The sequence below is a fragment of the Curvibacter sp. GW821-FHT09D12 genome (genome assembly GCF_059416245.1).
Window position 1 is genome coordinate 23157 of record NZ_JBWKOU010000030.1, and the last position, 26538, is coordinate 49694.

Here is a 26538-nt window from a genome sequence, read left to right on the forward strand (position 1 = left end):
ACGGGCCCGGGCCTCCCTACAGTGACAGCACTCAATTTCTGTCGGAGACCCACAGCCATGAAGACCTATGCGATCGCAACCATCCCCGGCGACGGGATTGGCAAGGAAGTGGTGCCCGCAGGCCAGGCGGTGATGCTGGCCCTGGCGGCCACCGGCGCTGGCTTCGGTTTCGAATTCGAAAACTTCGACTGGGGCGGTGACCACTACCGCCGCCACGGCGTGATGATGCCCGCCGATGGCCTGGAGGCCCTGCGGGGCAAGGACGCCATCCTGTTCGGGTCGGCCGGCGATCCTGACATTCCCGACCACATCACCCTGTGGGGCCTGCGCCTGAAGATCTGCCAGGGCTTTGATCAGTACGCCAATGTGAGGCCCACGCGCATCCTGCCGGGCATCGATGCGCCGCTCAAGCGTTGCCGGCCCGAAGACCTGAACTGGGTCATCGTGCGTGAGAACTCCGAGGGCGAGTACTCCGGCGTGGGCGGGCGGGTGCACCAGGGCCACCCGATCGAAGCCGCCACCGACGTCACCATGATGACCCGGGTGGGCGTGGAGCGCATCATGCGCTTTGCCTTCCGACTGGCCCAGTCGCGGCCGCGCAAGCTGCTGACCGTGATCACCAAGAGCAATGCGCAACGCCACGCCATGGTGATGTGGGACGAGATCGCCGCCCAGGTGGCGCTCGAGTTCCCGGACGTGCGCTGGGACAAGGAGATCGTCGACGCCGCCACGGCGCGCATGGTGAACCGGCCGGCCACGCTGGACACCCTGGTGGCCACCAACCTGCATGCCGACATCCTCAGCGACCTGGCGGCGGCACTGGCCGGCAGCCTGGGCATCGCACCCACCGGCAACATCGACCCCGAGCGCCGCTACCCCTCGATGTTCGAGCCCATCCATGGCTCGGCTTTCGACATCATGGGCAAGGGTCTGGCCAACCCGGTGGGCACGTTCTGGTCGGTGGTGATGCTGCTGGAGCACCTGGGCGAGCACGATGCCGCGCGCCGCCTGATGGCCGCCATCGAAGCCGTCACCGCCAACTCGGCCTTGCACACCGGCGATCTGGGGGGCCGGGCCACCACCGGCCAGGTGACCGAGGCGGTGTGCGCCCACCTGGGGGCTACCTCGATCTGAACCGGTGGCCTGATCAGGGTGGCCGGGTTTCAGTCCAGGCTGATTTCAACCCAGCCGTCGCGCTCGCGGGCTTCGAAGCGGTGGGCACACAAGCCCTTGGCCCCAGCCATCTGCCCGCTGCGCACATCAAAGCGCAGGCCGTGGGCCTGGCAGCGCACCCAATGGCCTTCCAGTGTGCCGAAGGCCAGCGAGGCGCCCGCGTGCGGGCAGGCGTCTTCGAGCGCATGGAGGGTGCCGTCGACCCAAAACAAGGCCAACTCGCGCCCGGCCACGCGCACCAGGGCCCGACCCTGCTGGCGCAGGGTCTCCAGGGGCAAAACGCTGACCCACTCAGCCATGGCTGTGCAGCCCGGCCCATTGCATCAGCCCATAGAAAAGGACGGCCAGAAACAGGGTTTCCAGGAGCATCAGCAGCACTGGCTTCCAGCCCACCGAAAGAATGTCCTTCAGATGGGTTTTCATGCCGATGGCCGCCATGGCGGCCACCAGGCAGGCCCGCGAGGCTTCATTGCCGGCCTGGGTCAGGGGCCTGGGTAGCCAGCCTGTGCTGTTGACCATGACCAAGGCCACAAATGCCACTGCAAACCAGGGCAGCAAGGGGGGGCGTGTGCCCCCTTGGGCCATCCCCTGGGCCCCATCCGGGGCGGCCCCCGGGCCATCCCCTGGCGTCTGGCCTTGGCGCTGGGTGCGTTCGTGCTGCAGGGTCATCCAGGCCGCAAACGCGATCACCGGCACCAGCATGGCCACGCGCATCAGCTTGATCACCGTGGCGGCATCTCCCACCTCGGTGCCCATGCTGTAGCCGGCACCCACCACCTGCGCCACATCGTGGATCGTGCCGCCCAAAAAGAAGCCGGCGTTCAGTGGGTCCAGCTGCAACCAGCGCACCACCAGGGGGTACAGCACCATCGCCAACGTCGACAAAGTGCTCACGCCGATCACCGTGAACAGCGTGGCGCGCTCTTTTTGCGGGTGCTGCGGAAACGCCGCCGCCAGGGCCAAGGCCGCCGAGGCGCCACAGATGGCCACAGCCCCCCCGCTGAGCAGGCCGAAGAATTTCTGAAACCCCATGAGCTGCGCGCTCACGATGCCAAAGCCGATGGTGGCCACCACAGCCACTACCACCATGGCCACCGGTTGCCAGCCCATCGACTGGACCTGGTCGGCCGTGATCTTCAGCCCCAGCAAGGCCACGCCCCAACGCAGCACCTGGCGCGCTGCGAACTCGATGCCTGGGCGGCAGCGCCCCTCTTGCGACAGAAAATTGACCGCCATGCCCAGCAGCAAGGCAAACAGCATCACCGGCGCGCCATAGTGATCCGCCAGAAACAGGGCTGCAACGGCCACGATGGCGCTGATCAGCAGCCCCGGGCCCAGGGTCGCGGCGCTGGCCAGGGGTGGGAGCGGCAGCTTGGGGAGGTTCATGGTGGCAATCCTTGGAAGCAGGGAAGGGGACTCTGTCTCGCCGAGACTCAGGCACGCAGGGCGATGCCACCCGTCAAGCCGCCCAGGGCGGCTTGGGGAGCGGGAAGACCGGGGAGGGAGGGGAACGGGTGGCGGGGGGCGTGCGCCGGGCCCAGGCTCAGGGGTTGAGCTGGATGTTGAAGGTTCGCACGATGGCGCCATTGCGCTCGTAGTCAGCCTTCATCAACTGGGCCAACTGGGCGGGTGTTTGCGGCGCTTCGGTCTCAAAGCCTGCAGCGGTCATGCGTTCACGCACCTTGGGGGCCTGGGCGGCCCGGGCGATCACGGTGTGGATCTTCTCCAGCAGCTCGTTGGGCAGGCCTGCAGGCGCGATCACGGCCAGCCAGTTGCTGAACACCAGGTCCGGGTAGCCTTGTTCAGCCAGTGTGGGGACCTCAGGCAGCAGGGGCGAGCGCAGCTTCGAGGCCACGCCAAAGGCGCGCAGCTTGCCTGCCTGAACCATGGCGCGTGAGGTCACGATGCCATCGAACATGATCGGAATCTGCCCGCCCATGACCTGGGTGAGTGCGGGCGGTGAGCCGGCAAACGGGATGTGCTGCAGGTCCAGACCTGCCTTTTGATTCAGGATCATGCCGGCGTATTGCGAGCTGGTGCCCGCGCTGTACGAGGCAAAGCTGAATTTGCCCGGGTTGGCCTTGAGGTAGGCCACCAGTTCTTTCATGTCTTTGGCCGGCAGGGCCGGGTTGCCGACCAGCACCATGCCGGCGCGGGCCACCACGGCCACCGGCTTGATGTCGCGCAGGGGGTCGAAGCCCGTTTTCATGACGTGCGGAATCTCGGTCAGCACATTGCTGGCGGTCAGCATCAAGGTCTGCCCGTCAGGGGGCGCGCTCTTCAACGCCTGCGCGGCAATGGCGCCACCAGCGCCAGGGCGGTTGTCCACGATCACGGGCTTGCCCAGCTCCGTGCCGAGCTGGTCCGCCATCAGGCGGGCAATGACGTCCATGGTGCCGCCGGCGGGTGCCGGCACCAGCAGGGTCACGGGGCGTTCTGTCCAGGCCATGGCCGAGGGCAGGGCCAGCGCCAGCGCGGCGGCACAGGCGGCTCGGCGCGTCAGGGCGCTGAGGGTGTGAAGGTTCATCTTTGTCTCCTGATGGTTGGGGGCCGGTCGGGTTCAAGGGACCGTGCATGGTCTGTTTCAGCCATGCCGTCATCGTAGGCAGGGCGGTCGGCCGATGCTTGATAATTTGGGACATCAAGTTTCGAATTTGGGACATTTCATGGCGCTCACCCTCCGCACCGTGCGCAGTGCCAGCCTCAGCGGCTACCCAGACCTGGCGCAGTCCCTGGGCTTGAACGCGCCTGCCATGTTGCGCCATGCGGGCTTGCCACCGCGATCGCTGGACGACCCCGAAACCCTGGTGTCCGCAGACGCCGTGGCCCAGTTGCTGGAAGACAGCGCGCATGCCAGCGGCATCGAGGATTTCGGGCTGCGCCTGGCCGCGGGGCGCACCTTGTCCAACCTCGGGCCGATTGGCTTGGTGATGCGCTCCGAGCCGACTGCGCTGGCGGCCTTGAACACCTTGTTCCGCTACCTGCGCCTGCTCAATGCCTCGCTGCTGACCCGCCTGGACAGGCTGGCCGACACCGTCACCATCCGCGAGGCCTTGCTGGTCCCGCGCTCGGCGTCCATCCGCCAATCCACCGAGCTGGCGCTGGGGGTGATGTTCCGCATCCTGAAAGAGTTGCTGGGCCCCGAATGGCAGCCCCTGCGGGTGGCGTTCATGCACCGGCCCCCCCGGGACGAGGCGCGCCACAGGGCATTTTTTGGGCCCACGCTGGCCTTCAACCAGGACTTCACCGGCATTGTCTGTTCGGCCGCACAGCTCGACGTCGCGCTCAATCACAGCGATCCGCACATGGCACGCTTTGCCCTGAAGCTGCTCGACCAGGCCCTGAGCCGGCAACCCCAGCAGGCCCATGAAACCGTGCGCCAATTGATCGTGGCCTTGTTGCCTGGCGGACGTTGCACGGCCCAGCAGGTGGCGGCCCATCTGGGCGTGGACCGGCGCACCCTGCATCGCCACCTGAGCCTGGAGGGCGTGACCTTCTCTCGACTGCTCGATCAGGTTCGGCAAGAGCTGGTGCAGCGTCAGCTTGAGGCCAGTGACGTCCCGCTGAATGAGGTGGCGGGCCTGCTCGGGTTCTCAGCACCCAGCGCCTTCGCATACTGGTTTCGCCTGCGTTTCGGGTGCAGCGCTTCTGCGTGGCGTCGCGGGCAGGATCTGCTGCGCCTGGATGCGCCGCCATGAGGACGGTGATTGCCCGAAATGGGTGGCAAACCAGCGGGTGAAGGCGCTGGGGGTGCTGTAGCCCAGCAAATCGGCAATCCGCGTCATGTTGTACTGGGCATTGGCCAGGTAGCGTTGCACCAGCTCGCGGCGCACTTCATTGAGCAGGTCGGTGAAGCTGGCCTGGTCCTCATCCAGCTGGCGCTGCATGGTGCGCACGCTCAAACCCAGGCCCTGGGCCACGCACTCGCTGTTGGCCCGGCCCATGGGCAGCATCAGGTAGATGGCCTGGCGCACCGCCTCGGTCGTGCTGTGCTGGCTGTTTCTCGGCAGTGACTCCAGAAACCGCTGGGCATAGCTGGCCATCACCGGGTCTGCCGAGGGGTTGGGGGCATCCAGGTCGGCCGACGAGAACACGAAGCCATTGAACTCGCTGCCGAACTCGACCCGACAATCGAAGACCCTGCGGTGAACCGACAGGTCGGCTGGCGCCGCGTGGGTGAAGTTGACGCTGTGGGGGTGCCAGGCGCCGCCCAGGAAAGCCGCGCACATTCGAAACAACACCCCGATGGCCAGCTCGGTGGCCTGCGGCGACAGCATGCCCACCACCACCTCTTCGCGCACGATCACCATCTTGCCCACGTTCTCGAGTTGCATGGCCAGGGACTCGTTGAGCAGGTGGCGGTATTGCAGCAGCGTGGCCAGCGCATCGCGCAAGGTGGCCTGGTGGCTGATCAACAGGCTGACCACGCCAAAGTCGGCCAGTTGCCGGGCCTGTGCCATGCGCAAGCCAAAGGTCGGGCATTGCGAGGCCCGGGCAGCGGCCTCCAGCAGGTTCACGGCGGCCCGCGACGGAATGCGTTGTTCCGGGTCTTCGATCAAGGCCCGTGTCAATCCCGCCTGGCGCAGCACGTCCTGGGGGTTCAGGTTCACGGCCTGAGCCACTTCCAGAAACTTGGTCAGGACAGCGGAGCGAATCAGGTGGGCCATGGGTTCAGGGCGCTTTGTGGGGCTGGGTTTGGCATGAAATGCAAAGTTTGAGACATGTTTTGCAAAGCCGCCAGTCGGGTCAATCCCTAGAGTTGCCTCATTCATTGACGCCTTTGCAGGAGACAAGACCATGGCGCTCGCCGTTCGCATGCATGAAACCGGAGGACCCGAAGTGCTCCGCCTCGAAGAAGTGGCCGTGGGGGATCCCGGCCCAGGCCAGGTCAGGCTGCGGCACGTTGCCGTGGGCCTCAACTACGCCGACACCTACTTTCGCAACGGCACCTACCCGGTGCCCCTGCCCAGCGGCATCGGGGTTGAAGCGGCGGGTGTGGTCGAGGCCGTGGGTGAGGGGGTCGACCACCTGGCGCTGGGGGACCGTGTCACCTACACCGGCTTTCTCAATACCCTGGGGGCTTACTGCACCGAGCGGGTCATTTCGGCGGCACCGCTGATCAGGCTACCGGCCGAGATCTCCTGTGAAACCGCCGCCGCCATGACCATGCGCGGCCTGACCTCGGCCTACCTGATGCGTCGGATCCACAACTTCCAGGCCGGCCAGACGCTGCTGCTGCATGCCGCTGCGGGCGGCGTGGGCCTGCTGGTCGCTCAATGGGCCCGGTTGTTGGGCGTGAACGTGATCGGCACCGTGTCCAGCGAGGCCAAGGCCGAAGTGGCCAAGGCCCACGGCTGCGTGGCCACCATCAATTACAGCCATGAAGACGTGGCCACCCGGGTGCGCGAGATCACCGGTGGCGTGGGGGTGGACGTGGTTTTCGACAGCGTGGGGCGCAGCACCTTCATGGCCTCGCTCGACTCGCTCAAGCGCCGCGGCCTGATGGTGTGTGTCGGCACGGCCAGCGGCACCATCCCGCCCTTTGATCCGCAACTGCTGGCCATGAAGGGGTCTCTGTACCTCACGCGACCGGCCCTGGCGGATTACATCGCCGACCCCGCTGAAAAGGCCGCGCTGGCCAGCGAGGTGTTCGGGCACGTGGCGGCAGGCCGCATCCGCGTCGACATCGAGCACCGCTATGCCCTGCAAGACGCCGTACAGGCGCACCGGGCACTCGAATCACGCCAGACCACCGGGTCGTCGATCTTCGTGATCTGAGCGACCACCACCAAAAGACCGACAGGAGACATGACATGAAAATTCAAGCACTGACCTGTGCCATTGGTGCCGAGATCCAAGGCGTGAGCCTGGCCGATGCCGCGCGTGACGAGGGCTTGTTCGCCGAGATCCGGGCTGCCTTGTTGCGCCATCGCGTGCTGTTCCTGCGCGACCAGGACATCACGCGGGCCGACCATGTGGCCTTTGCCCGTCGCTTTGGCGAACTGGAGGACCACCCCGTGGCCGGCAGCGACCCTGACCACCCCGGCCTGGTGCGCATCTACAAATCACCCGAGCAAGCCAACGATCGCTACGAAAACGCCTGGCACACCGACGCCACCTGGCGCGAGGCCCCGCCCATGGGTTGCGTGCTGCGTTGTGTCGAGTGCCCGCCGGTGGGGGGCGACACCCAGTGGGCCAACATGGTGCTGGCCTACGAGCGCCTGCCCGACAGCGTGAAGCAGCAGATCGAGGGCCTGCGCGCGCGGCACAGCATCGAGGCGACCTTCGGCGCGGCCATGCCGCTTGAAAAGCGCCTGGCCCTGAAGGCGCAGTTTCCTGACGCCGAACACCCCGTGGTGCGCATTCACCCCGAAACCGGCGAGAAGGTCTTGTTCGTCAATGCCTTCACGACGCACTTCACCAACTTCCACACGCCCGAACGGGTGCGCTATGGCCAGGACTACACCCAGGGCAGTGCCGCACTGCTCCAGTACCTGATCAACCAGGCCATGGTCCCTGAGTACCAGGTGCGCTGGCGCTGGCAACCCAACAGCGTGGCCATCTGGGACAACCGCAGCACCCAGCACTACGCGGTGATGGACTACCCGCCCTGCCACCGCAAGATGGAGCGCGCCGGAATCATCGGCGACAAGCCGTACTGACGCGCTGCAGGCCCTGTTTCAAGCCCCCCCCATTTGCCATTCCATCCGGAGACACACCATGAACTTCCTTGACGGCTCGAACTTTCCTGAAAACCAGCAAAAACTGGTCATCACCGCGGCCCCCTACGGCCCTGAGTGGATGCCCGAAGACTTCCCTGAAGACATCCCCGTGACCATGGAACAGCACATCCAGAAGGCGGTCGACTGCTACAACGCGGGCGCCACCGTGCTGCACCTGCACGTGCGCGAACTCGACGGCAAGGGCTCCAAGCGCCTGTCCAAATTCAATGAGTTGCTGGCCGGCATCCGGGCCCGCGTGCCCGACATGATCCTGCAGGTTGGGGGCTCGATCTCGTTCGCCCCCGAGGGCGACGGCGACGTGGCCAAATGGCTGTCCGACGACACCCGCCACATGCTGGCGGAGCTCAGCCCCACCCCCGACCAGGTGACCATCGCGATCAACACCAACCAGATGAACGTGGTCGAGCAGATGTGCGAGGCCGACATCCGTGGCACCACGCTGGCGCAACCTGCGATGTACCACGCCTACCGGGAGATGACGATTCCAGCCGGCCCGGACTGGGTGGAGGAACACATCCGCCGCCTTTCTGCCAAGGGCATCCAGACCCACTTCCAACTGGCCAACATCACCCAGCTGGAGACGGTCGAGCGCATGATGCGCCGGGGGGTCTGCAACGTGCCGCTGATCCTGACGTGGGTGGCCATTGGCGGGGGGTTTGACCAGCCCAACCTGTACAACCTGGCCAATTTTGTGCGTGGCTGCCCGGACGGCTCGGTGCTGACCCTGGAGTCGTCCATGCTCAACGTGCTGCCCCTGAACATGATGGCCATTGCCATGGGCCTGCACGTGCGTTGTGGCATTGAAGACAACCTCTGGACCCAGCGGCGCGACCGCAAGATGGGCACGGTCGAGCAGATCGAACAACTGGTGCGCCTGGCGAAAGAATTTGGCCGTGATGTGGCCAATGCCCAAGAGGCCCGAGAGATTTACCGCATCGGTACCTTCTACGACAACGCCGACCAGACCCTGGCGGCCAACGGCTTTGCCCCCAACCGTCGGCCTGCTCAGCGCGGCCTGGCCCAGCCAGTCTGACGCGATGACACGGTGACACGGCTCCGCCCCTGCGCCGACCGGGCGCTGGCGGGTGTGTGCAGGGCGCGTGCGCAGGCAGCGCCCTTTTTTCATGTCTTCTTACAGCCCGGAGATGCGCCATGCTTCCCACTGTTCTGATCGTTCCTGGCCTGCGCGATGCGGTGCCAGGCCACTGGCAAACCCTGCTGGCCGAGCGCCTGCCCGACGCGCGCAGCGTGCCCGCCATGGGCCGCCAGGATCTGGATTGCCAGACCCGTGTCCGCGCCATCGAACAAGCCGTCAGTGCCATTGAAGGGCCGGTGCAACTGGTGGCCCACAGCGGGGGTTGCATCATGCTGGCGCATTGGGCCCAGGCCTCAGGCCAGTGCCACCGTGTGCACAGCGCCTTGTTGGCCACCCCACCTGATTTTGAAACCGCCATGCCCCCGGGCTACCCGAGCCTGGACGAACTGGCCCAGGCCGGCTGGTTGCCGGTGCCCAGGCAGCGGCTGCCGTTTCGCAGCCTGGCGGCGCTCAGCCGCAACGACCCCCTGGGCGACAGGGCGCGCATCTTGGATCTGGTGGCCCAGTGGGGCAGTGAATGCCTGGATCTGGGGGCCGTGGGCCATTTGAATCCGGCCTCTGGCTACGGTGATTGGCCCCTGGCGTTGACGCTGTTGGAACAGCTGCGCGTTTGATGGACCGGGCCGCGCTGCGGGCCGTTCAGGTGCGGGCTGGCGTGGTCAGGCTCGGCGGGCTTGAACGGTGATTCAACCCTTCCCAGCCTGCCTGGCGACGTACTCGCGCGCAGCCCTTGGGCTGCACGTCACCCGGCAGGACTGAGCCGTCAGCTTCAGAAGGAGTGACGGATCCCCACCATGTAGGCCGTGGTCGACTGGCCGGCGGCCACGGGCACGCCATACACCATGGCCTGGTTCATGGTGCCCTTGTTGTTCACCTGGCCCGCCTGCACATAGGCGGTGGTGCGCGGGCTCAGGCGGTAGTCCAGCCCAAGCGCCCAAAGTTGTGAACTGTTGGTCGAATCGGCCTTGTCGTTGATGCGGTAGAGCCCCGCAGTCAGCCGCACCAGGGGCGCGGCCTGGTAGCTGCCGCCCAGACTGAAGACATCGTAGTGGGCCCGGCCACTGGCACTGCCGTAGGCCGGCCGGGCAGCGCTCAGAATGCCCTGGCCACTGGCCACGCCCGAGGGGTTCTTGGCCCCCATGTAGCCCGCACTCACGCTGAAGTCGCCCAACGCATACGAGGCGCCCAGATGCACCAGGCGGTTGTTGCTGGCGCCCGTGGCGGCCGCAGGCAGGGTGTAGGCATCGCGGGCGTTGTAGTAGGCAGCCGAGGCCTTCAGGCCGCCGGCCTTGTACAGCAGTGTGAGGGCATCGCGCGACCCGGCACTGGCGTTGCCCGCCACGTTGCCAAAGGTGTGCTGGTAATGGGCCGTGACCCCACGGAAGGTGGGCGAGGTGTAGACCACCGAGTTGTCATCGTAGATGGCGCCCAGAGGGGCATTGGTGGTGGTTCCAGCCCAGCCCGCCGAGCTGTTGATCCCCACCAGGGCGCCCAGGATGCTGCCGAAATACCGGCCTTCACGCGGGTCGGTGTAGGCCAGTGCGTAGTAAAGCGGGCTGATCTGGCGCCCGACCTTGATGTCGCCGAAATCACCGCCCAGACCCACCGTGGCAATCTGATTGAAGACCGCGGTGCTGGGCGTCAGGCTGCCGCTGATCGGGTTGCCTGCGCCCGTGGCCAGGCTGATGTTGCCCTGCATCTGAAAGTGGGCTTTCAGGCCCCCACCCAGGTCCTCTGTCCCCTTGAAGCCGAAGAAGCTCGCGCCGATGCCACCGTCCTGGAACTTGGTGAGGCGACCCGTGTTGCTGGCCATGCCGGGGAAGCTGGTCGAGTAGCCGGCCGCCGAGCTGGTCTGGTGAACGATCCCGGCATCCAGGGTGCCGTAAAGCGTCACGCTGGATTGGGCTTGTGCCGCCCCGGCGAGCAGGCAGAGCGCGCTGGTGGTGAGTGTGCGGGTTTTCATGAGGTCTCCGATGTGGTTCAAAAGCTGGATTTCAGGAGGTCTCCTGGTGCAGGAGTCCTGGGGTGGGAATCTAGTTTTGGCGGTTGCCGGGCACCTCGCAAAAGGCGACACGCTCTTGCCATTTCATGCCAGCTAGGGGTCTGTACCGATCCCTGGGATCCGGGTTGGCATGGGGCCCGATTCTTGAATCTGAGTTAACTGTGGATTCACTTCCGGGGTGATTCACAACTTGCATGAACTCCTAAAGTCGGTCTTCAAACAAGGGCCAGCCCCCATTCAGGAGACCGACATGAACTTTCACCCAACTGGGGCATCCAGGCCTCGACGGCGTTTGCTGCTGCAGGCCGCGGTCGGGGCGCTGGTCTGCCTTGCCGGTGCCGCCCAGGCCCAGGCCTGGCCCGCCAAGCCCGTCACCCTGGTGGTGCCGTTTCCGCCCGGAGGCACCACGGACGTGCTGGCGCGGGCCCTGGGCACGGCCCTGGCCAAGAGCCTGGGCCAGCCCGTGATCGTCGACAACCGCCCAGGGGCGGGTGCCACCATCGGAGCCGACTATGTGGCCAAGTCCAAGGCCGATGGCTACACCTTGCTGATGGGCGCGGTGCACCACACCATTGCCACCAGCGTCTACAAGAAGCTGCCCTACGACTTTCAGAAAGACTTCGCCCCCATCACCATGGTGGCGGTGGTGCCCAATGTGCTGGTGGTCAACAGCGCCACACCGGTGCGCAGCGTGGCCGAACTGGTGGCCCTGCTCAAGGCCCAGCCCGACAAGGCCACTTATGGCTCCAACGGCAATGGCACGGCCCAGCACCTGATCGGCACCCAGTTCCAGAACAACACGGGCGTGGCGCTCACCCACGTCCCCTACAAAGGCAGCGGCCCCTTGGCCACCGACCTGCTGGGCGGTCAGATCACGATGTCCTTTGACACCATCACCCCGGTGCTGCCGCACATCCGCAGCAACAAGCTGCGTGCCCTGGCGGTCACCACCGCCAGCCGCTCGCCTGCCTTGCCCGAGGTGCCCACGCTGGACGAGGCCGGCCTCAAGGGCTTCAACATCGGCACCTGGTTCGGCGTGCTGGCGCCGGCGCTCACGCCGCGCGACATCGTGGCCCGCCTCAACACCGAGATGGTCAAGGTGATTCAGTCATCCGACTTCATCCGGCGCATGGACGAGATCGGCGCCCAGCCCGTGGGCGACCGGCCCGAGGACATGGCGCGCACCCTCAAGACCGAGACCGAGCGCTTTGCCGAACTGGTCAAGGCGGGCAAGGTGGTTTTGGACTGAGGGCTGCCGCAGGCCGGTGCCAGGCCCCGCACGGCGTCATCCCAGCGTCATCCCTGCGCCATCTCGGCGTTATTCCGAGCGCCACACAGGTGATCTGCGCGGCTTCTATAGTGCGGTCATGACGCACCCCAAGCTCCCCATGCTGCTCACCACTTCTTCACTCCCCAACCCTGCGGCCCGCACCCGGCCCGCCTCCACGCGCCGCCTGTGGCTGCTGGGCCTGCCCGCGCTGGCGCTGGGCGCCTGGGCCGCGGCCCCCCGCCTGGCCCGGGCCCAGGCAAGCTCAGGCTTGCTCGACGAATCCGACCCCGGCGCAGTGGGCCTGGCCTACCGCGCCGATGCGACCCGGGTCGACCCGGGCAAGAACCCCAGTTACAAACCTGGCCAGACTTGCGCCAACTGCGCCTTGTATGCCGGCGATGCAGCTCAGCCCCAGGGGGGCTGCGGTCTGTTCTATGGCAAAGAGGTGGCGGCCGCAGGCTGGTGCAATGCCTGGGAGCGCAAGCCCGGCTGATCCTTCACGGGCGTCGGCGCATCGGCCTCAGCGTTCGTTGCGCACCAACCGCACCGGCAGTTCCGATTTCTTCGCCACCTCGCCGTTCATCTCACCCGTGCCCAGGTCCACCGACCAGCCCTGCAGAAAGCTGAGCCGGTTCACCGACTCGCCCGACACGCCGCGGGTGATGTTGTCGTAGCGGTAGGCGTTCACGGCCTGGCCATTGGCGCGCGTCGTGGACGACCAGTGCCAGCCCAGGGGCGCATCCGGAAACAGTTTGGGGTCCAGGCCCTCGTCCTGGCGGTTGAGCTTGACCAGGCGCTGCAACTCCTTGGCAGTGGGCAGGCGCCAGGCCAGCCCGCTGTCGCGCTGGCGCTCGGCGGCACGCTTCATGGCCTCGGCCCGGGTCAGCAGCATGGGGCGGCCCTGGCAGTGGCTGCCGCTCCAGCGCATGCCTTCGGCACAACGGGCCCACACCAGCCCAGAGGCCGTCTCTCGAACCTCGTCGCTGTGCGGATCGCCAGCCAGCAACGCTGCAGGCTCGGGTGCTGCGGCCTGCACGCCAAGGGCTGCACCAAGCAGCAGAAAAACAGCCAACGAGCGGGGCAGGGCAATGATCATGTTCCGGATTGTGCCCAGGCTCTTTGTGCACCGGCTTGCGTTTCTTCAAATTGCTTGCACATTGGCTCGCCAAAATGAGTCGGCTCGGGCCCCGCACAAGGGCTGCAGCGTGTGTGACGTTTCAAGGATTCGTTTCATGATCAAGGTTTCTCGTGAGTGGGCCACGCCGCTCACCATCGGTGTATTTGTGTTGATGGGGGCCACCGGCCTGCTGATGTTCTTCCACTGGGACAACAGCCTTCAGAAGACCCTGCACGAATGGGTGGGTTGGCTGATGGTGGCCGCGGTGGTGGTACACGCGCTGGCCAACTGGCTCGGCTTCAAGCGTTATTTCAAGCCTGGGCCGGCCCTGTGGCTCATGCTGCTGTTGGCCCTGGTGCTGGCCGGCTCTTTCGTGCCTTGGTCGGGCGGCGCCCCCAAAGGCCCATCCACCCCAGGCTTGGCCCTCCAGGCCGTGTCGGGCGCGCCCATCCGCCTGCTGGCCCCCCTGTATGGCAAGACACCTGAGCAGGCCCGCCAGGCCCTGGCCGAAGCGGGCATCCCTCTGGCCGACGATGAGGCCACGCTGGCTGCGGCCGTGGGCAAGGACCGCGAGCGCCTGGGCCTCGCCCTCAAGACCCTGGCGCAAGGGCGGGCTGGCGCAGCACGCTGAAAAGCAGGCCGATGGCCCCTGAAATCGGGCGATCTGCGGGGGCGTGAAGTGGTAGCGTCGGTGGTGTCATGAACATCAACACCGCCTACCTCAACACGCTGCTGAGCGCTTCGGCCTCCAACGGGTCCGGCTCGCAGGCCACTCAGGCGACGGGCACGTTGGCGGCGGCGTCGGCGGCCCTGACCAAGACGGCCACCCGCATCCAGGCCGATGCGAGCGCCACCACCGCCCAACTGTCGTCGTTTGGCCAGCTCAAGTCGGCGTTGGCAGGCAGCCAGACGGCTGCGCTGGCCTTGACCCAGCTGTCATCGGTCTCGTCAGCGTCGGAGGTGACCCAAGCCACCGGGGATTTCTTCAATGCCTTCAATGCGGCGGTGAAGGCGGCCAAGACCACAGCAGCCGTGTCGGGCTCAAGCCAGGCGGCCCAAGCGGCGGGGCGTGTCGGTCGCGATCTGGATGGCGCTTTGACCGGTGGCGTGGCCAATCAGAGCGCCATGAGCAAGCTGGGGCTGTCGGTGCAGGCCGATGGCTCCCTGAAGCAAGATGCCAGCAAGTTTGCCGCCGCCCTGGCCAAAGACCCGGCCGGCGTGAGGGCGGCCCTGGCCCAGTTGGGCCAGCAAGTGCAGGCCGCAGCCAACAAGGAACTGGCCGGCGACGGCAACGTGGGCGCCAGTGTGGCCAAACTCAATCTGCACAGCAGCGCCCTGGCGCAGCAGCAAAAGGCCATGCTCAGCCTGCAGCAGAGCACGGGCTTGTCGGTGTATCAGCAGGCCTCGGGTTCATAGCGATGCCAGCACCAGGCCGTGCCTGGCTCGCGGTGTGAAGCCCTTGCAGGCCAAAGGCCGCGTGGCCCGCGTCACCGCCCACAGAGCCTGCTACGATCAGCGCGCCTCAACCGGTGAGGGCCTGTTCCTCATCACCCCAAGCTGCCCCCTTCCTCCTTTGCACGCATCGCTGATGCGAGCCGCCCCACTCTCATCCACCATGGACAAGTCAATGCTCCAGCAGCAGGTGTTGGACCGCCTGGCCCAAGACCTGCTGCAGGTCGAACAGGCTTTGCGCGAGGCCCATGAAGCGGCCACCCACGAAGAAAACATCGCCGAGAACAAATACGATACCCTGGGCCTCGAAGCCGCCTACCTGGCCACCGGCCAGGCGCGCCGCGCCGAGGCCATCCGCCAGGCCCTGGCCCATTGGCGCCAGTTTCGTCCACGCCCCTACGATGCCGGCCTGGGCATCCAGTTGGGCGCACGGGTCTGCCTGGCCGATCCCAACGGCCAGCAGCAGCACCTTTTCTTGGGCCCTGCCGGCGGCAGCATGAAGCTGCACAGCGGCACCCAGATCGTTCAGGTCATCAGCAGCGATGCGCCGCTGGGCCGCGCTTTGCTGGGCAAAGGGGAGGGGGATGAGGTGGTGATTGGCACCGGGCCTGTCCGCCAGCGGTTTGAGGTGTTGCAGGTGGCATGATTGAGAGCAGCCCACTGGCAAGCACGCCCTATTGCGCCAAACACGTCGAATGGAGCGATGATGGAGGCCATGACGCTCTGGGAAAGGTTGACCTATGACCCGGATGGGGGGCCGCGTATACGGTCGCCATTGCCAGCGGGCATCGCGGGGGGCGTGCTCGTTTTCGTCACGCTGAGGTCCATCGTGGAAGACAGATGGCAGATAGGCAAAGGCCCTCACCCGAGGGTCATCCACTTCGAGGATCACCCCAAGACCTTCGTGCTGGCATGCGTGGCGTATCTCTTGTTGGGACTCGGTGCGCTTTGGTATTCTCGTCGCCAGTTTTTACGACACCGCGACGGTTGAGGTATGCCACAGGTTGGTGCTCGGAACCGCGCGCTCCGTCGCCTTGCCGGCATCCAACGCAGGGATCAGCCGCGAGCCACTGGCCGGGGTGCCCCATGCGTGTGGCCTGACCAGGCGGCTCAAGAGTTCAAACAGACGACGACTCGTCACGACCACGGACGGACTTTGTTGTCGATTAAAACAGCAGCTTCTGCGCGCTGGTCAAGGCCAGAAAGCTGTCGCCCAAGGGCTGGAGAATCGCATCGGCGATGGGCTGGAGTTGCTTGGTGAGGTAGTGTTCATAGTCAATGCGGGCGTGTCGCGCTTCCAGGGGCTCGGGGCCGCTCTGTGTCATCACGTACTGGATCCAGCCCCCGCGCTGGTATTGCTGGGGGCGGTTCAGCCGGGCGTTGTGGGCGTCGGCCAGGCGTGCTGCGCGCACCTGGGGTGGGGTGTTGACCTGGTAGGCATCCAGTGCATGGCGCAGGCGTTTGCGGTAGACGAGCAGCGCATCCATCTGGCCTTCCAGCATCGAGCGCGCGTAGTCGGCCACATAGGCCCGGTAGGGCTCGCCGTGGAAGATGCGCGACAGCAGGCCCTCCTGAAACTGCCGGGCCAGCGCGGTCCAGTCGCTGCGCGCCATCTCCAACCCGCGGTAGACCATCTCCTCACGCCCCGCTTCATCGACGCTCAGGCCGGCGTATCGCTTTTTACTGCCGACCTCCGAGCCTCGGATGGTGGGCATGAAGAACTTGGCATAGTGGGTGTCGAACTCGATTTCGAGATAGTTCTCCAGTTGCCGCTCCTCACGCAGCTTGCGGGTCCACCACGCGTTGATCTGCTGCACCAGGCTGGCCGCAATGGCGTGGGCCTCGGCGTTGGGGTGTTGGCGTTTGAGCCAGATGAAGATGGAGTCGGTGTCGCCGTAGATGACCTGATAGCCGCGCTGCTCCACCCACACGCGGGTGAGCTTCATCACCTCGTGGCCGCGCAGGGTCACTGCGGACACCAACTTCGGGTTGAAGAATCGGCACTCCGAGGCCCCCAACACGCCGGCAAAGGAGTTCATGAGCAGCTTCAGGGCCTGCGACAGCGGCTGGTTGCGCGAGCGCTTGGCCTCGTCCCGGGCCGTCGACAAGGTGGTCACGATGTCGGGCAGGCAGTGCTTGTCGCGCGAGAACAGCGTGCCTTGCGGCCCGTGAACCAGACCGCCCCCGGCATCCGCGTGCGATCCCTCGGCCAGGCCCACGGGGTCGACCAGAAAGGTCCGGATGATGGAGGGGTACAGGCTCTTGTAGTCCAGCACCACCACAGAGTCGTAGAAGCCCGGGTTGGAGTCCATCACATAGCCGCCCGGGAAGGCCTGGGCCGCGATGTCCCCCACGTTCGGGGCCACGTAGCCCAGGCGGTGCATGCGTGGCAGGTAGTGGTGGCTGAACGCGGCGATGGAGCCGCCAAAATGATCCACCTGCAAACCCGTCGTCTGGGCTCGTTCGAGCATGAAGGGCAGCAGCTCCAACTGGTCGAAGATGCGCAACACGAGCGCGCAGTCCTGGATGTTGTAGCTGGCCAGCGCGGGCTTGTCTTCCTGGTAGCGCCGCTCGATCTCGGCCATCTTGTCATAGGCATCGCCGATCTCCTTGCCCTCGCCCAGCAGGGCCTGTGAGACCGATTCGAGGCTGAACGACGGAAAGCTCCACATGCCCGCCCTCAGGGCTTCGATGCCATCGATCACCACGCGGCCCGGCATGGGGGCGAACAGGTAGCCCTGGCGGCCCGGGTGGGTGCGCCACGCGATGGGGCGATGCTCGCGCCCCAGCAGCAGTGGCACGGCGCACGCGTCGGCCGCCTTCTGCAGCACCCGCAGATCGAACTGGATCACGTTCCAGCCGATGATGACGTCGGGGTCATGGGCCGCAAACCAGGCATTGAGCTGCTCGATCATCTGCTGGCGAGTGGGGCAGTACACCAGCCTGAAGTCCCTCGTTGGCTCGGCCGGCGCTGGCGCCGGCGACAGCATGAACACCACCCGGTCGCCCGCACCGTCCAAGGCGATCGAGTACAGCGCCTCGGTCGCGCTCGTTTCGATGTCCAGCGACACCACCTTCAAGGTCGGGCGCCAAGCCGGCAAGGGCTTCAAGCGGCCGTTGACCAGGGTAGAACCTTCGCGCAGCCCGCCCTCGACCAGCACACCGGCGGTGATGAACCGCTCCATCAGGTATCGGTCGTGCGGGCGCACATCGGCCTCATAGAGTGGGATCTGCAGAGGCTGAAGGGCTTGCGCCAGCTTGCTGAGGTCGCGGAACCTGCGGGCATAGACACCGAGCACGGGCGCCTGGTCGAAGGTTTTCAAACCGAGCTCTTTGAGCTCCAGGCCTGGCAGCTTGGCCAACTGGGCCTCGACCACCGCCCGATGGTGGGCCGACACAAAGGCGACCGAGGTCTGCTGGGTCAACAGCACCTTCATCGGCCCCTGGTCGGTGGCCAGCCAGTATTCGATCTCGGTCCCCTCAGCGAGATCGCGCCAGTGGCGTGTCAGGATGAAGCCCGGAAGCTCGGTGGGTGCGGGCGAGTAGGACATCAGTGAGAGCAGAGGGCGCTGGCTGACGACAGGGATGAACAGGTCGGAGGTTTTTGGAGGCCTTGCTCATGATACTGATTTTTTGTACAGTATTGAGCAATACTCCTCGCACCGAGAAGCCCATGTACAAAGCACCCCGTTACGTCTTCCGTCCCGCCCGCCCGGCTCCCGCTTTGCTGCGCCGCATCTGGGCCTGGTTCTGAGCCCGCCCCGCCTCAACCGCCGCTCGAGGCCCGAGCCACCACACTGAACCCCACGTCCACCCTGCGCTCAGGCGGCGTTTTGCCGGCACAGCGGTCCAGCATCATCTGAGCGGCCTGGCGCCCGATCCATGCACCATCCACCCGCACCGAGCTGAGTGAGGGGAACAGGTGTTCCGCAAAATCGGCATCGCCAAAGCCACACACGGCCAGGTCCTGCGGAATGCGCAGGCCCCTGGCGGCGGCCTCGACCAGGATCCCCTGTGCCAGCACATCCGAGCTGCAATACACCGCCTGCAGTTGTGGGTCTTGCTTCAGCAGGCCGGTCAGGGCCTGGCGACCGTGCGCCAGGCTACTGGGGGCGGGGTTGACCACCACGGGGACCTCATGCCCCACACGCTCCAAAAACCCGGCCAGCCGGCTTTGGGCCCGGTCGTCATCCCCGGTGGCCACGGCCAGGCGGGTCAGGCCGCGCGCCAGAAAATGATCGGCCACGGCCCGCCCAACCTGCTGGTGCGAAAAGCCCACCACCATGTCCACCGGGTCGGGCACCAGGTCCCAGGTCTCCACCACGGGAATGCCGGCGGCGCGCAGTTGCTGGCGAGCGGCGGCAGAGTTGAGTTTGCCGATCACCACAAAGCCATCGGGGCGGCGCGCCATCATGGTGGTGATCAGCTTGTCTTCCCGGGCGTGGTCGTAGCCCATCTGGCCCAGGATCAACTGGTAGCCCTGCTCATCCAGGGCTTCGGTCAGGGCGCGCACGGTGGGCAGAAACTGGGCCACCGAAATGATGGGCACCAGGCCCACCACGGTCATGCTGCGCCTGGATTTCAAACCCCCGGCCAACCGATTCGGGATGTAGCCGGTGGCTGCAATCGCCTGGCGCACCTTGTCCAGCGTGGCGGGTGACACACGATCGGGCGTGTTCAACGCGCGCGACACGGTCATGAACGACACCCCGGCCACCTGGGCGACATCGTGCAAGGTGGTGGCTTTGGGCGGCTGAGAAGAGGACATCGAGCAATGATCAGGGAAAACCACCAAGCATCGAAGTCATGTTAACGATAACATTTGCGTCGGCAGGCATCGGCCTGCTTCTTTTTTCAATCAATTTGTTAACGTTAACAAGCCATGGATTCACGCATCACCCGATTGCAGGTTTCGTCCTGCTACCTGCCACTGGCCCAAGCCATCAGCGACGCCAAGGTGCTGACGGGCCGGCAAAAGCCCATGACCGAGGTGGCCATGCTGTTTGTCGAGATGGAAACCGCCGATGGCCAGCGCGGCCTGGGCCTGAGCTACGCCAAGCGGGCCGGGGGACCGGGCCAGTTTGCCCATGCCTGTGAAGTGGCGCCCACACTGCTGGGCGAAGACGCCAGCGACATCGGCAAGCTGTGGGACAAGCTGTGCTGGGCCGGTGCCTCGGTGGGGCGCAGCGGCATGGCCACCCAGGCCATTGGGGCCTTCGACGTGGCGATGTGGGACCTCAAGGCTCGTCGCGCCCAATTGCCGCTGGCCAAGCTGCTGGGCGCCTACCGCGATTCGGTGCCCTGCTACAACACCTCGGGGGGCTTTTTGCACACACCGACCGAGCAGTTGCTGGTCAACGCGGCGGCCTCGATCGAACGGGGCATCGGCGGCATCAAGCTCAAGGTGGGCCAACCCGATGGCCGGCTGGACCTGGCGCGTTTGCAGGCGGTGCGCTCCCACCTGGGCGAGGGGGTGGCCATCATGGTGGACGCCAACCAGCAGTGGGACCGCCCCACCGCGCAACGCATGTGCCGGGCGTTCGAACCCTTCAACCTGGTGTGGATCGAAGAGCCGCTCGATGCCTACGACCACGAGGGCCACGCCGCCTTGGCCCAGGCTTTCGACACCCCGATCGCCACCGGCGAGATGCTCACCAGCGCTGCCGAGCACATGGACTTGATCCGCCACCGGGCCGCGGATTTTCTGATGCCCGATGCGCCGCGCCTGGGCGGCATCACCCCCTACCTCAAGGTGGCCGCCCAGGCCGACCATGCCGGTTTGCTGGTGGCCCCGCATTTTGCGATGGAGCTGCACATCCACCTGGCGGCCGCCTATCCGCGTGAAGGCTGGGTGGAGCACTTTGACTGGCTGGAGCCCTTGTTCAACGAACGCATCGAAATCCGCAACGGGCGGATGCTGGTGCCCAGCCGCCCGGGCCTGGGCCTCTCGCTGAGCGAGCAGGCCCGCCACTGGACGCGTGAGCAAGCCAGCTTCTCGGCCTGAGGCCGGACCACGATACCCACCCGAGGAGACATGATGAAAGCCCTGATTGCTGCATTCACACTGGCCTGCACCACCTTGCTGGCTCAAGCCCAAGGCTGGCCCGGCGACCGTCCCGTCACCCTGATCGTGCCCTTTCCGCCAGGTGGCACCACCGACTCCGTGGCCCGCACCCTGGCCAACCGCCTGCCCGCCAAGCTGGGGGGCGGCATCTTTGTGGTTCAGAACACGCCTGGGGCAGGGGGTACCCTCGGCACGGCGGTGGCGAAACGGGCCTCGCCCGACGGCCACACGGTGCTGGTGACCTCGCTCGGCCCCTTGGTGATCGGCCCCCACTTGAAATCGGGCCTGGGCTACGACCCCTTGAAAGATTTTGACGACCTGAGCGTGCTCGTGCAGGCCCCCAATGTGCTGGCGGTGCGCGCCGGCTCACCCGACAAGACCGTGCCCCAGATGCTGGAGCGCATGCGGGCCCAACCCGGCAAGCTGAGCTTTGCCTCGGCGGGCAATGGCACCAGCGATCACTTGACTGCGGAACTGTTCTGGCTCGAAACCCACACCACCGGCCTGCACATCCCCTACAAAGGCGGCGTGCCCGCGCTGCAGGACCTGCTCGGAGGTCAGGTGGATGCCTCGTTCATGAACATCAACACCGCCTTGCCCAACCTGCGCGCCGGCAAGCTGCGTGCCCTGGCCATCACCAGCAGCCAGCGCTCGCCGCTGTTGCCCGAGGTGCCCACGATGGACGAGCTGGGCTACAAGGGCGCCACGGTCTATTCGTGGCAAGCGGTGGTCTTGCCCAAGGGCGTGCCCGCCGAGGTTCGCACCCGCCTGCATGCCGCGGTGCTGTCCATCCTCAACGAGCCGGCCGTGCGGCAACCGCTGCTGGAGCTGGGCTTTGAGGTGGTTGGCAGCACGCCCGAGCAGTTCACCGAGTTTCAGGCGCGCGAACATGCCCGCTGGAGGCAGGTCATTGAGCAGGGCAAGATCAGCGTGGATTGATCAGGGTCGTCCACCCTCAGCCACGGATCAAGTCCAGCCGCAAGTCCACAGGGGCCTGAAAACCGGGCAACAGCGCTGCCAGCTGCGGGTCCGCCAGCCCCAGATGGCGACTGGCCACCTGGGCCAGCATGGCACGGAAATCGGTGGTCACGGCCAGATCGCGGCCTTCGTAAAGCGCTTGGGGCTCCAGCCCCGGCCAGCGGCCATGCACCTTGCCGCCAGCGACCGGGCCACCGAGTGCCCACACCACATTGCCGTGCCCGTGGTCGGTGCCGCCATTGCCGTTTTGCCGAACCGTGCGCCCAAACTCGGACATCACCAACACCACGGTGTCTTCGAACACCGGGCCCAGGCCCTGGGCCAGGCTGGCCAGGCCTTGCCCCAGGGGTTGAAGGCGATTGGCAAGCTGCCCGGTGGCTGCGCCCTGGTTGGCGTGGGTGTCCCAGCCACCGACCGCCATGAAAGCCAGCTGGACCCGAGGGTCATTTCGCATGAGCTTGGCCAAACGGGCGGCATCGGCCGGAAAGCCGTTGGGCAGCGGTGCGCCGTTGTTGGCTGCCGCCATCTCCTGGCTCATGGCCTCATCACCTTGCAGCGAGTCCATCACTTCGCGGCGGGCCTGGCGCGATGCCTGGTAGGCCGTGGCCAGCTTGTCTTGGCCTGCGTACAGCTTGTCAAAGGCCGCCCCCACCCGCGGACGGTCCAAGGCCATGGGTTTGCTGGCCGCATCACCCGTGGCCAGATTGGCCACCGCCTGCGGGCCCGCATAGATGCGTGGCAGCACCGGCCCCACGCTGATGCCGCGCGTGGGCGCCGGCCCTGGGGCCGTGCCCTCCTGTGGCAGCTGCCCCAGCAGCCGATTCATCCAGCCATCCTCGGTGGCCTTGCGGCCCGGTGTGCCGGATTCCATGTAGTCCTGCGCATCAAAGTGCGAACGGCTCGGGTCCGGCGAGCCGCAAGCGTGCACAAAGCCCAGTTGGCCGGCACGCCACAGGGGCATCAGCGGCGCCAGGGCTGGATGCAGACCAAACTGGCCGTCCAGGTCGAGGGTGCCCCCGTCTTGGCCTGGCGCGCGCAGGCCGATGGTGGGGCGGCTGCGCGCGTACCCGGGGTCGGCGTAGGGCACCACCACGTTCAGGCCATCAACCGCCCCCCGCAAAAAAACCACCACCAGGCGACGCGGCCTTTCAGACGCTTGGGCATCGGTGCGCACAGCCGCCAGCGCATATTGGCCCAAAGGGATCGTCGTCACGGCGGCCAGGCTGGCGCACATCAGGGTTCTGCGTTGCATGAGGGGGCTCCAGTCGACGAAAGTCAGTGGCGCATGAAATCGGGGCTGCCAAGAACCAGTGCTGCCTGCAAATCCACGCGCTCTTTTTGCACGGCCTCACGGGTCGGGGCCGAGATGCTGCTGCCCAGCGCGGCCAGCAAGGTACCGGCATCGAGTGCCTGAGCAGGGCGCGGCGATGACTCGCCAGGGGGCGGTTGGTTGCCGCCCCCGCGCCCCGGCGTGGCCAGGGCGGGTGCCGGGCGATCCAGATGCAGCCGCCCCGCAGCCAGTGCGCTTGCAAAGTTGACTCGGCGCGTGATGGCTTCGGGGTTGAGCCAGGCCTGCTCGGTGTTTTTGTAACCGTCCGGGGTGGGGCAGCCATACAGCGGCATGCCCTGTTGCCGCAGTGCGCCCAGCAAGGGCCGCACGTTCACCACGGGCACGGCCGCGGCGCGCAAGGCCGACAGCACATAGCGCTGGGGGGTCTTGAACTTGGCCCCATGGTGGGCCGGGTCCCGAAACTCGGGGCTGGTGACCAGGGTCTTCAGCAGCGCACGCACATCGCCATCGGTGGCAGAAAAGCGCTGGGCCAGTCGATCGACCAGGGCGGCGGGTGGGTCGTCGCTCACAAAGTATTGGGCCAGCTTGAAGCTGATGTGCCGGGCCGTGGCCGGGTGGCGGGCCAACTGGTCAAGCGCCCACTCGCCCTCGGCCTGGCCGGCTGATGCCACGGTTTGACCCAGCCAGCGTTTGCTGCCCGTGTCATGGCGTGGCGCCTCGAAAACAAACAGGGACGGGCCACGGGCACGCAGATCGAAAGTCCAGCCGGTCAGCATGCGGGCCAGTTCCGTGACATCGCTCTGGCTGTAACCCCCCTCGACGCCCAGGGTGTGCAGCTCCATGAGCTCTCGGGCGTAGTTCTCGTTGAGGCCGGTTGGCGCATTCTTGGCTCCGGGGTGCCGTGGCTGAAAGCCGGGCGCGACCGATTGCCAGTTGTCCAGGTAGAACAGCATGGCCGGGTGGTGGGCCGTGGCACCCAGCAGGTCGCGGAAACGGCCCAGGGCATGGGGGCGGATGGCCTCTTGTTCGTAGTTTTCAACCAGCACGCGATCCAGCCCCTTGCCGGCAAACACATTGAAGTGGTTGAACCAGAAATCCACCATGACTTCGTGCAGTTGGCGGGGGCTGATCAGGCTGTTCAAGAGCCGGGCTTCGCCGGCCTCCAGGCTGACCTGCTTGAGCATGTCCTGCCGCGCCTCTTTGCCCGCCCCGGGGTCGCGCCGGGCCTGCTGGGCCGCGTTGCGGTATTGCGTGACGGCCTCACGCTGGCTGAGCTGGGTGGACGGCAGCGCCTGCAGCGTGCGCACCAGGCCCTCTGGCAAGGGGATGCGTTCGGGATGCAGCTGCTCTTCCAGCCAGGCCTCGGGGCCCAGCTGCTGCACCTGTTGCACCTGCGCCGGGCTCGGGCCCCAGCTGAGGCGGTTCAACAGGTGAAGGGTGTCTGCCTGTGGCGGCGGCATGGCCTGGGCCCAGGCAGGCCGTGCTGGCCCCAGGCCAACACCCGTCAGCAGGGGCAGACCCAGCCCCAGGTTCAGCAGTTGGCGTCGGCTCAGTTGGCTTGGGTTCAGGGTCATGATGGCGGTGGTGTCAGAGGTGGGGCCAGAGGCCCCGGGGCTTGAAAAACAAGCGCTGCACTTGGCAAGGCCCTTGCAGCCGGTGGCTTACTTGCCGATCTGCCGGCTGACGCTGTTCTCCTGCTGGTTCAGTGCCTTTTGTTCTGCCTTGGTGATGTGACCGCCGTTGAGCGAGGCCATGCTGCGCTCCTCTTGCCGGATCTGATGGTCTTCGCGGTGCAGCGCAGCCGCTTGGGAGGCGCTGATCTCGCCGCTCTTGGCTTCTTGCTGGATGCGTTTGTTCTGGTTCGCCAGGCGTTGATTCACTTCAGCGCGTCGCGGGTGCTCCTGCTTCCAGGTGGCGGCAGGGGTTTGCGCAAAGCCGGCCAAGGCCAGGGTGGTGAGAACGGCACCGAGGATGACTTGCTTTTTCATGGTGATCTCCTGCTTGGATGTTGCGGTTGAGTGGTTTTGGGTACCCTGGGCCTACAACGTGGGCCTGGAAACCGCAGTTGACCCGGCTTGCGTATCGCTTGCGTAAACCTTGACGCTCAGCGCGGCGGGCTTGCGTGGTGCGGGCCGGCCTTGGCCGGTGGCTCAGGCGGCTCCGGCGGGGGCAGGCCCGGCCTCTTCTACTTCTTGGCTGGCCTGACAAGCCATTGGATGAGTTTGGTCAGGGCGAGGCCCCCCAGGGCCAAAAGTGCCGCGATCACGACCACGCCCAGGCCCCCGATCTTTCGGGTGGGCGGGCGGCGCCTGGGTGTCGTCTCTTCAGTAAAAAGCTGGGACGGAATCGTGTCGCGCTCCATGGGAAGGCCTTCAAAACAGCGTCGTCTGCGCTGCCTTTCAAACGCGGGCAGCTTGGTCAAAACGGATTCTCTCCCTGAGCGAACTGTGCCACCGCTTCGCCTGCCAGCGGTCGAACGCTGGGTGGGCTGTCGGGTATCACGGGGCAGTCAGTGCCTGGTCAGTTAACGAACGGTAACGTATTCGCTACAAATGGATCAAGCCCGTAGGCGACCTTGTTGAACGACCATGAAACTGCCCGCGCAACCGATGTTCTCGGATTCAGAGATTGCCCGTGAGACCCGCTCAGGCGAGCTCGCCTCGCCAGCCGGGCAGGTGCGGTCCTGCCCTCAGGGCAGGTCACCCGGGCCGCAGTCGGCCAGCGCTGCCCGGGGCAGACGAATGTGGGCCCGGCGCTTGTTGCGCCTTCTGGCCAGGGCCTGAATCGAGACCCCTCGCCCCCACCAGACCTTCACGAGGAGAATCCATGAAAACCTGGCCCTACAGCCTTTTGCTCACGCTTCCCTTGATGGCTTGCGCCGTGCAGATGGTGCCTGCCCAACCCGCGCCTCAGCCGCTGCGCGTGCAATACCGCGCCGAGCACCCCGCCTACCTGCACGCCTTGAGCGATTTGCGCGCCGCGCGCTGGCTGCTCTCGCACCGCCCGGGGGACTTGCGGGTCACCGTCGATGAAGAGGCGGCCATGGAGCGCGTCAATGAGGCCATCAACGAGATCAAACGCGCGGCCCTGGACGATGGCAAGAACCTGGACGACCACCCGCCGGTAGACCAACGCCTGGACGGCCGCGGCCGCCTGAACCGTGCCATGGAACTGTTGCGCAAGGCGCACAACGACATCGCCCGCGAAGAGGACTACGCCGATGTGCGCGGCCTGCGGGATCGCGCGATCCGCCACATCGATGAGGCCATCCGGGCCACCGATCTGGCCTTGCGCGACGCCAGCCGTAGCCTGTAAAGGCAAGGCCGGCGCGTTGTGCACCCCAACGGTGCTG

The 26538-nt window shown here is 66.2% G+C and carries 25 protein-coding genes; 14 read left to right on the forward strand and 11 right to left on the reverse strand.

Going from position 1 to position 26538, the window contains the following annotated elements:
• Nucleotides 1–57: 57 nt before the first annotated feature.
• Complete coding sequence (locus tag AC07PT_RS27485) at nt 58–1134, forward strand: tartrate dehydrogenase (protein WP_494658809.1); 1077 nt, start codon at nt 58–60, stop codon at nt 1132–1134.
• A gap of 29 nt (nt 1135–1163) precedes the next feature.
• On the opposite strand, the gene AC07PT_RS27490 is transcribed toward AC07PT_RS27485, so the two are convergent.
• From AC07PT_RS27490 to AC07PT_RS27500, 3 genes are all read right to left on the reverse strand, one after another.
• Nucleotides 1164–1472 (reverse strand): Rieske (2Fe-2S) protein, encoded by a 309-nt coding sequence (locus tag AC07PT_RS27490; protein ID WP_494658810.1) that lies wholly within the window; start codon nt 1470–1472, stop codon nt 1164–1166.
• Complete coding sequence (locus tag AC07PT_RS27495; protein ID WP_494658811.1) at nt 1465–2559, reverse strand: YeiH family protein; 1095 nt, start codon at nt 2557–2559, stop codon at nt 1465–1467. Before AC07PT_RS27495 ends, AC07PT_RS27490 begins: the two co-directional genes overlap by 8 nt.
• A gap of 157 nt (nt 2560–2716) precedes the next feature.
• Nucleotides 2717–3700 (reverse strand): tripartite tricarboxylate transporter substrate binding protein, encoded by a 984-nt coding sequence (locus tag AC07PT_RS27500; protein ID WP_494658812.1) that lies wholly within the window; start codon nt 3698–3700, stop codon nt 2717–2719.
• 139 nt (nt 3701–3839) lie between these two features.
• Here AC07PT_RS27500 and AC07PT_RS27505 point away from each other — a divergent pair, with 139 nt between their 5' ends.
• The gene (locus tag AC07PT_RS27505) at nt 3840–4871 is read left to right on the forward strand and encodes an AraC family transcriptional regulator (RefSeq protein ID WP_494658813.1); all 1032 of its coding nucleotides are present in this window, start codon (nt 3840–3842) and stop codon (nt 4869–4871) included.
• On the opposite strand, the gene AC07PT_RS27510 is transcribed toward AC07PT_RS27505, so the two are convergent.
• Entirely contained in the window at nt 4767–5840 is a 1074-nt protein-coding gene (locus tag AC07PT_RS27510) for an AraC family transcriptional regulator (RefSeq protein ID WP_494658814.1), read from the reverse strand. The two genes, AC07PT_RS27505 and AC07PT_RS27510, sit on opposite strands and share 105 nt — an antisense overlap.
• A 130-nt stretch (nt 5841–5970) precedes the next feature.
• On the opposite strand from AC07PT_RS27510, the gene AC07PT_RS27515 reads away from it, so the two are divergent.
• From AC07PT_RS27515 to AC07PT_RS27530, 4 genes are all read left to right on the forward strand, one after another.
• The gene (locus tag AC07PT_RS27515) at nt 5971–6951 is read left to right on the forward strand and encodes a quinone oxidoreductase family protein (protein ID WP_494658815.1); all 981 of its coding nucleotides are present in this window, start codon (nt 5971–5973) and stop codon (nt 6949–6951) included.
• A 35-nt stretch (nt 6952–6986) separates the two neighbouring features.
• Nucleotides 6987–7835 carry a TauD/TfdA dioxygenase family protein gene (locus AC07PT_RS27520; protein WP_494658816.1) on the forward strand — a complete coding sequence of 283 codons (849 nt, stop codon included), beginning with the start codon at nt 6987–6989 and terminating at the stop codon, nt 7833–7835.
• 58 nt (nt 7836–7893) lie between these two features.
• Complete coding sequence (locus AC07PT_RS27525; RefSeq protein ID WP_492350470.1) at nt 7894–8949, forward strand: beta-keto acid cleavage family enzyme; 1056 nt, start codon at nt 7894–7896, stop codon at nt 8947–8949.
• A 119-nt stretch (nt 8950–9068) separates the two neighbouring features.
• Complete coding sequence (locus tag AC07PT_RS27530; protein WP_492350471.1) at nt 9069–9626, forward strand: RBBP9/YdeN family alpha/beta hydrolase; 558 nt, start codon at nt 9069–9071, stop codon at nt 9624–9626.
• 155 nt (nt 9627–9781) lie between these two features.
• On the opposite strand, the gene AC07PT_RS27535 is transcribed toward AC07PT_RS27530, so the two are convergent.
• A complete protein-coding gene (locus tag AC07PT_RS27535; RefSeq protein ID WP_492350472.1) occupies nt 9782–10975 on the reverse strand; it encodes a porin in 1194 nt (397 codons plus the stop codon).
• A gap of 289 nt (nt 10976–11264) precedes the next feature.
• Here AC07PT_RS27535 and AC07PT_RS27540 point away from each other — a divergent pair, with 289 nt between their 5' ends.
• Nucleotides 11265–12263, forward strand: coding sequence for a Bug family tripartite tricarboxylate transporter substrate binding protein (locus tag AC07PT_RS27540; RefSeq protein ID WP_494658817.1), 999 nt, complete (start codon nt 11265–11267; stop codon nt 12261–12263).
• Nucleotides 12264–12381: 118 nt separating this feature from the next.
• On the forward strand, nt 12382–12777 hold the full coding sequence (locus AC07PT_RS27545) for a high-potential iron-sulfur protein (protein WP_494658818.1): 396 nt from the start codon (nt 12382–12384) through the stop codon (nt 12775–12777).
• A 27-nt stretch (nt 12778–12804) separates the two neighbouring features.
• On the opposite strand, the gene AC07PT_RS27550 is transcribed toward AC07PT_RS27545, so the two are convergent.
• A complete protein-coding gene (locus AC07PT_RS27550) occupies nt 12805–13380 on the reverse strand; it encodes an Lcl C-terminal domain-containing protein (RefSeq protein WP_492350475.1) in 576 nt (191 codons plus the stop codon).
• A gap of 136 nt (nt 13381–13516) precedes the next feature.
• Between AC07PT_RS27550 and AC07PT_RS27555 the strand changes: the two genes are divergently transcribed.
• The 3 genes from AC07PT_RS27555 (at nt 13517) to AC07PT_RS27565 (ending at nt 15499) form a co-directional block, all read left to right on the forward strand.
• The gene (locus AC07PT_RS27555) at nt 13517–14032 is read left to right on the forward strand and encodes a DUF4405 domain-containing protein (protein ID WP_494658819.1); all 516 of its coding nucleotides are present in this window, start codon (nt 13517–13519) and stop codon (nt 14030–14032) included.
• Between the two features lie 68 nt (nt 14033–14100).
• On the forward strand, nt 14101–14817 hold the full coding sequence (gene fliD / locus AC07PT_RS27560; RefSeq protein ID WP_494658820.1) for a flagellar filament capping protein FliD: 717 nt from the start codon (nt 14101–14103) through the stop codon (nt 14815–14817).
• A 199-nt stretch (nt 14818–15016) separates the two neighbouring features.
• Entirely contained in the window at nt 15017–15499 is a 483-nt protein-coding gene (locus AC07PT_RS27565) for a GreA/GreB family elongation factor (protein ID WP_494658821.1), read from the forward strand.
• Nucleotides 15500–16019: 520 nt separating this feature from the next.
• Here AC07PT_RS27565 and AC07PT_RS27570 read toward each other — a convergent pair.
• Together AC07PT_RS27570 and AC07PT_RS27575 are read right to left on the reverse strand one after the other, a co-directional pair.
• Nucleotides 16020–18404 carry a DNA polymerase II gene (locus AC07PT_RS27570; RefSeq protein WP_494658822.1) on the reverse strand — a complete coding sequence of 795 codons (2385 nt, stop codon included), beginning with the start codon at nt 18402–18404 and terminating at the stop codon, nt 16020–16022.
• 215 nt (nt 18405–18619) lie between these two features.
• Nucleotides 18620–19621 (reverse strand): LacI family DNA-binding transcriptional regulator, encoded by a 1002-nt coding sequence (locus AC07PT_RS27575; RefSeq protein ID WP_494658823.1) that lies wholly within the window; start codon nt 19619–19621, stop codon nt 18620–18622.
• Between the two features lie 114 nt (nt 19622–19735).
• Here AC07PT_RS27575 and AC07PT_RS27580 point away from each other — a divergent pair, with 114 nt between their 5' ends.
• Together AC07PT_RS27580 and AC07PT_RS27585 are read left to right on the forward strand one after the other, a co-directional pair.
• Nucleotides 19736–20857: an L-talarate/galactarate dehydratase gene (locus tag AC07PT_RS27580; protein WP_494658824.1), complete on the forward strand. Its 1122-nt coding sequence runs from the start codon at nt 19736–19738 to the stop codon at nt 20855–20857.
• A 33-nt stretch (nt 20858–20890) separates the two neighbouring features.
• Nucleotides 20891–21856, forward strand: coding sequence for a Bug family tripartite tricarboxylate transporter substrate binding protein (locus AC07PT_RS27585; RefSeq protein WP_494658825.1), 966 nt, complete (start codon nt 20891–20893; stop codon nt 21854–21856).
• A gap of 16 nt (nt 21857–21872) precedes the next feature.
• Here the strand turns inward: AC07PT_RS27585 and AC07PT_RS27590 are convergent, their stop codons facing one another.
• The 3 genes from AC07PT_RS27590 to AC07PT_RS27600 form a co-directional block, all read right to left on the reverse strand.
• Entirely contained in the window at nt 21873–23147 is a 1275-nt protein-coding gene (locus AC07PT_RS27590; RefSeq protein ID WP_494658826.1) for a DUF1501 domain-containing protein, read from the reverse strand.
• 23 nt (nt 23148–23170) lie between these two features.
• A complete protein-coding gene (locus AC07PT_RS27595) occupies nt 23171–24760 on the reverse strand; it encodes a DUF1800 domain-containing protein (RefSeq protein ID WP_494658827.1) in 1590 nt (529 codons plus the stop codon).
• A gap of 87 nt (nt 24761–24847) precedes the next feature.
• A complete protein-coding gene (locus AC07PT_RS27600) occupies nt 24848–25174 on the reverse strand; it encodes a hypothetical protein (RefSeq protein WP_494658828.1) in 327 nt (108 codons plus the stop codon).
• Nucleotides 25175–26012: 838 nt separating this feature from the next.
• Here AC07PT_RS27600 and AC07PT_RS27605 point away from each other — a divergent pair.
• Nucleotides 26013–26501, forward strand: a complete 489-nt coding sequence (locus AC07PT_RS27605; RefSeq protein ID WP_494658829.1) for a hypothetical protein — start codon at nt 26013–26015, stop codon at nt 26499–26501.
• Nucleotides 26502–26538: the final 37 nt, after the last annotated feature.

Bases quoted from the DNA above. Each gene is read 5' to 3' on its own strand.
- AC07PT_RS27510 (WP_494658814.1), bottom strand. From the start codon at position 5,840: ATGGCCCACCTGATTCGCTCCGCTGTCCTGACCAAGTTTCTGGAAGTG.
- AC07PT_RS27600 (WP_494658828.1), bottom strand. From the start codon at position 25,174: ATGAAAAAGCAAGTCATCCTCGGTGCCGTTCTCACCACCCTGGCCTTG.
- AC07PT_RS27595 (WP_494658827.1), bottom strand. From the start codon at position 24,760: ATGACCCTGAACCCAAGCCAACTGAGCCGACGCCAACTGCTGAACCTG.
- AC07PT_RS27515 (WP_494658815.1), top strand. From the start codon at position 5,971: ATGGCGCTCGCCGTTCGCATGCATGAAACCGGAGGACCCGAAGTGCTC.
- AC07PT_RS27590 (WP_494658826.1), bottom strand. From the start codon at position 23,147: ATGCAACGCAGAACCCTGATGTGCGCCAGCCTGGCCGCCGTGACGACG.
- AC07PT_RS27530 (WP_492350471.1), top strand. From the start codon at position 9,069: ATGCTTCCCACTGTTCTGATCGTTCCTGGCCTGCGCGATGCGGTGCCA.
- AC07PT_RS27485 (WP_494658809.1), top strand. From the start codon at position 58: ATGAAGACCTATGCGATCGCAACCATCCCCGGCGACGGGATTGGCAAG.
- fliD (WP_494658820.1), top strand. From the start codon at position 14,101: ATGAACATCAACACCGCCTACCTCAACACGCTGCTGAGCGCTTCGGCC.
- AC07PT_RS27490 (WP_494658810.1), bottom strand. From the start codon at position 1,472: ATGGCTGAGTGGGTCAGCGTTTTGCCCCTGGAGACCCTGCGCCAGCAG.
- AC07PT_RS27585 (WP_494658825.1), top strand. From the start codon at position 20,891: ATGAAAGCCCTGATTGCTGCATTCACACTGGCCTGCACCACCTTGCTG.
- AC07PT_RS27580 (WP_494658824.1), top strand. From the start codon at position 19,736: ATGGATTCACGCATCACCCGATTGCAGGTTTCGTCCTGCTACCTGCCA.
- AC07PT_RS27570 (WP_494658822.1), bottom strand. From the start codon at position 18,404: ATGTCCTACTCGCCCGCACCCACCGAGCTTCCGGGCTTCATCCTGACA.
- AC07PT_RS27565 (WP_494658821.1), top strand. From the start codon at position 15,017: ATGGACAAGTCAATGCTCCAGCAGCAGGTGTTGGACCGCCTGGCCCAA.
- AC07PT_RS27535 (WP_492350472.1), bottom strand. From the start codon at position 10,975: ATGAAAACCCGCACACTCACCACCAGCGCGCTCTGCCTGCTCGCCGGG.
- AC07PT_RS27500 (WP_494658812.1), bottom strand. From the start codon at position 3,700: ATGAACCTTCACACCCTCAGCGCCCTGACGCGCCGAGCCGCCTGTGCC.
- AC07PT_RS27495 (WP_494658811.1), bottom strand. From the start codon at position 2,559: ATGAACCTCCCCAAGCTGCCGCTCCCACCCCTGGCCAGCGCCGCGACC.
- AC07PT_RS27540 (WP_494658817.1), top strand. From the start codon at position 11,265: ATGAACTTTCACCCAACTGGGGCATCCAGGCCTCGACGGCGTTTGCTG.
- AC07PT_RS27545 (WP_494658818.1), top strand. From the start codon at position 12,382: ATGACGCACCCCAAGCTCCCCATGCTGCTCACCACTTCTTCACTCCCC.
- AC07PT_RS27505 (WP_494658813.1), top strand. From the start codon at position 3,840: ATGGCGCTCACCCTCCGCACCGTGCGCAGTGCCAGCCTCAGCGGCTAC.
- AC07PT_RS27555 (WP_494658819.1), top strand. From the start codon at position 13,517: ATGATCAAGGTTTCTCGTGAGTGGGCCACGCCGCTCACCATCGGTGTA.
- AC07PT_RS27520 (WP_494658816.1), top strand. From the start codon at position 6,987: ATGAAAATTCAAGCACTGACCTGTGCCATTGGTGCCGAGATCCAAGGC.
- AC07PT_RS27525 (WP_492350470.1), top strand. From the start codon at position 7,894: ATGAACTTCCTTGACGGCTCGAACTTTCCTGAAAACCAGCAAAAACTG.
- AC07PT_RS27550 (WP_492350475.1), bottom strand. From the start codon at position 13,380: ATGATCATTGCCCTGCCCCGCTCGTTGGCTGTTTTTCTGCTGCTTGGT.
- AC07PT_RS27575 (WP_494658823.1), bottom strand. From the start codon at position 19,621: ATGTCCTCTTCTCAGCCGCCCAAAGCCACCACCTTGCACGATGTCGCC.
- AC07PT_RS27605 (WP_494658829.1), top strand. From the start codon at position 26,013: ATGAAAACCTGGCCCTACAGCCTTTTGCTCACGCTTCCCTTGATGGCT.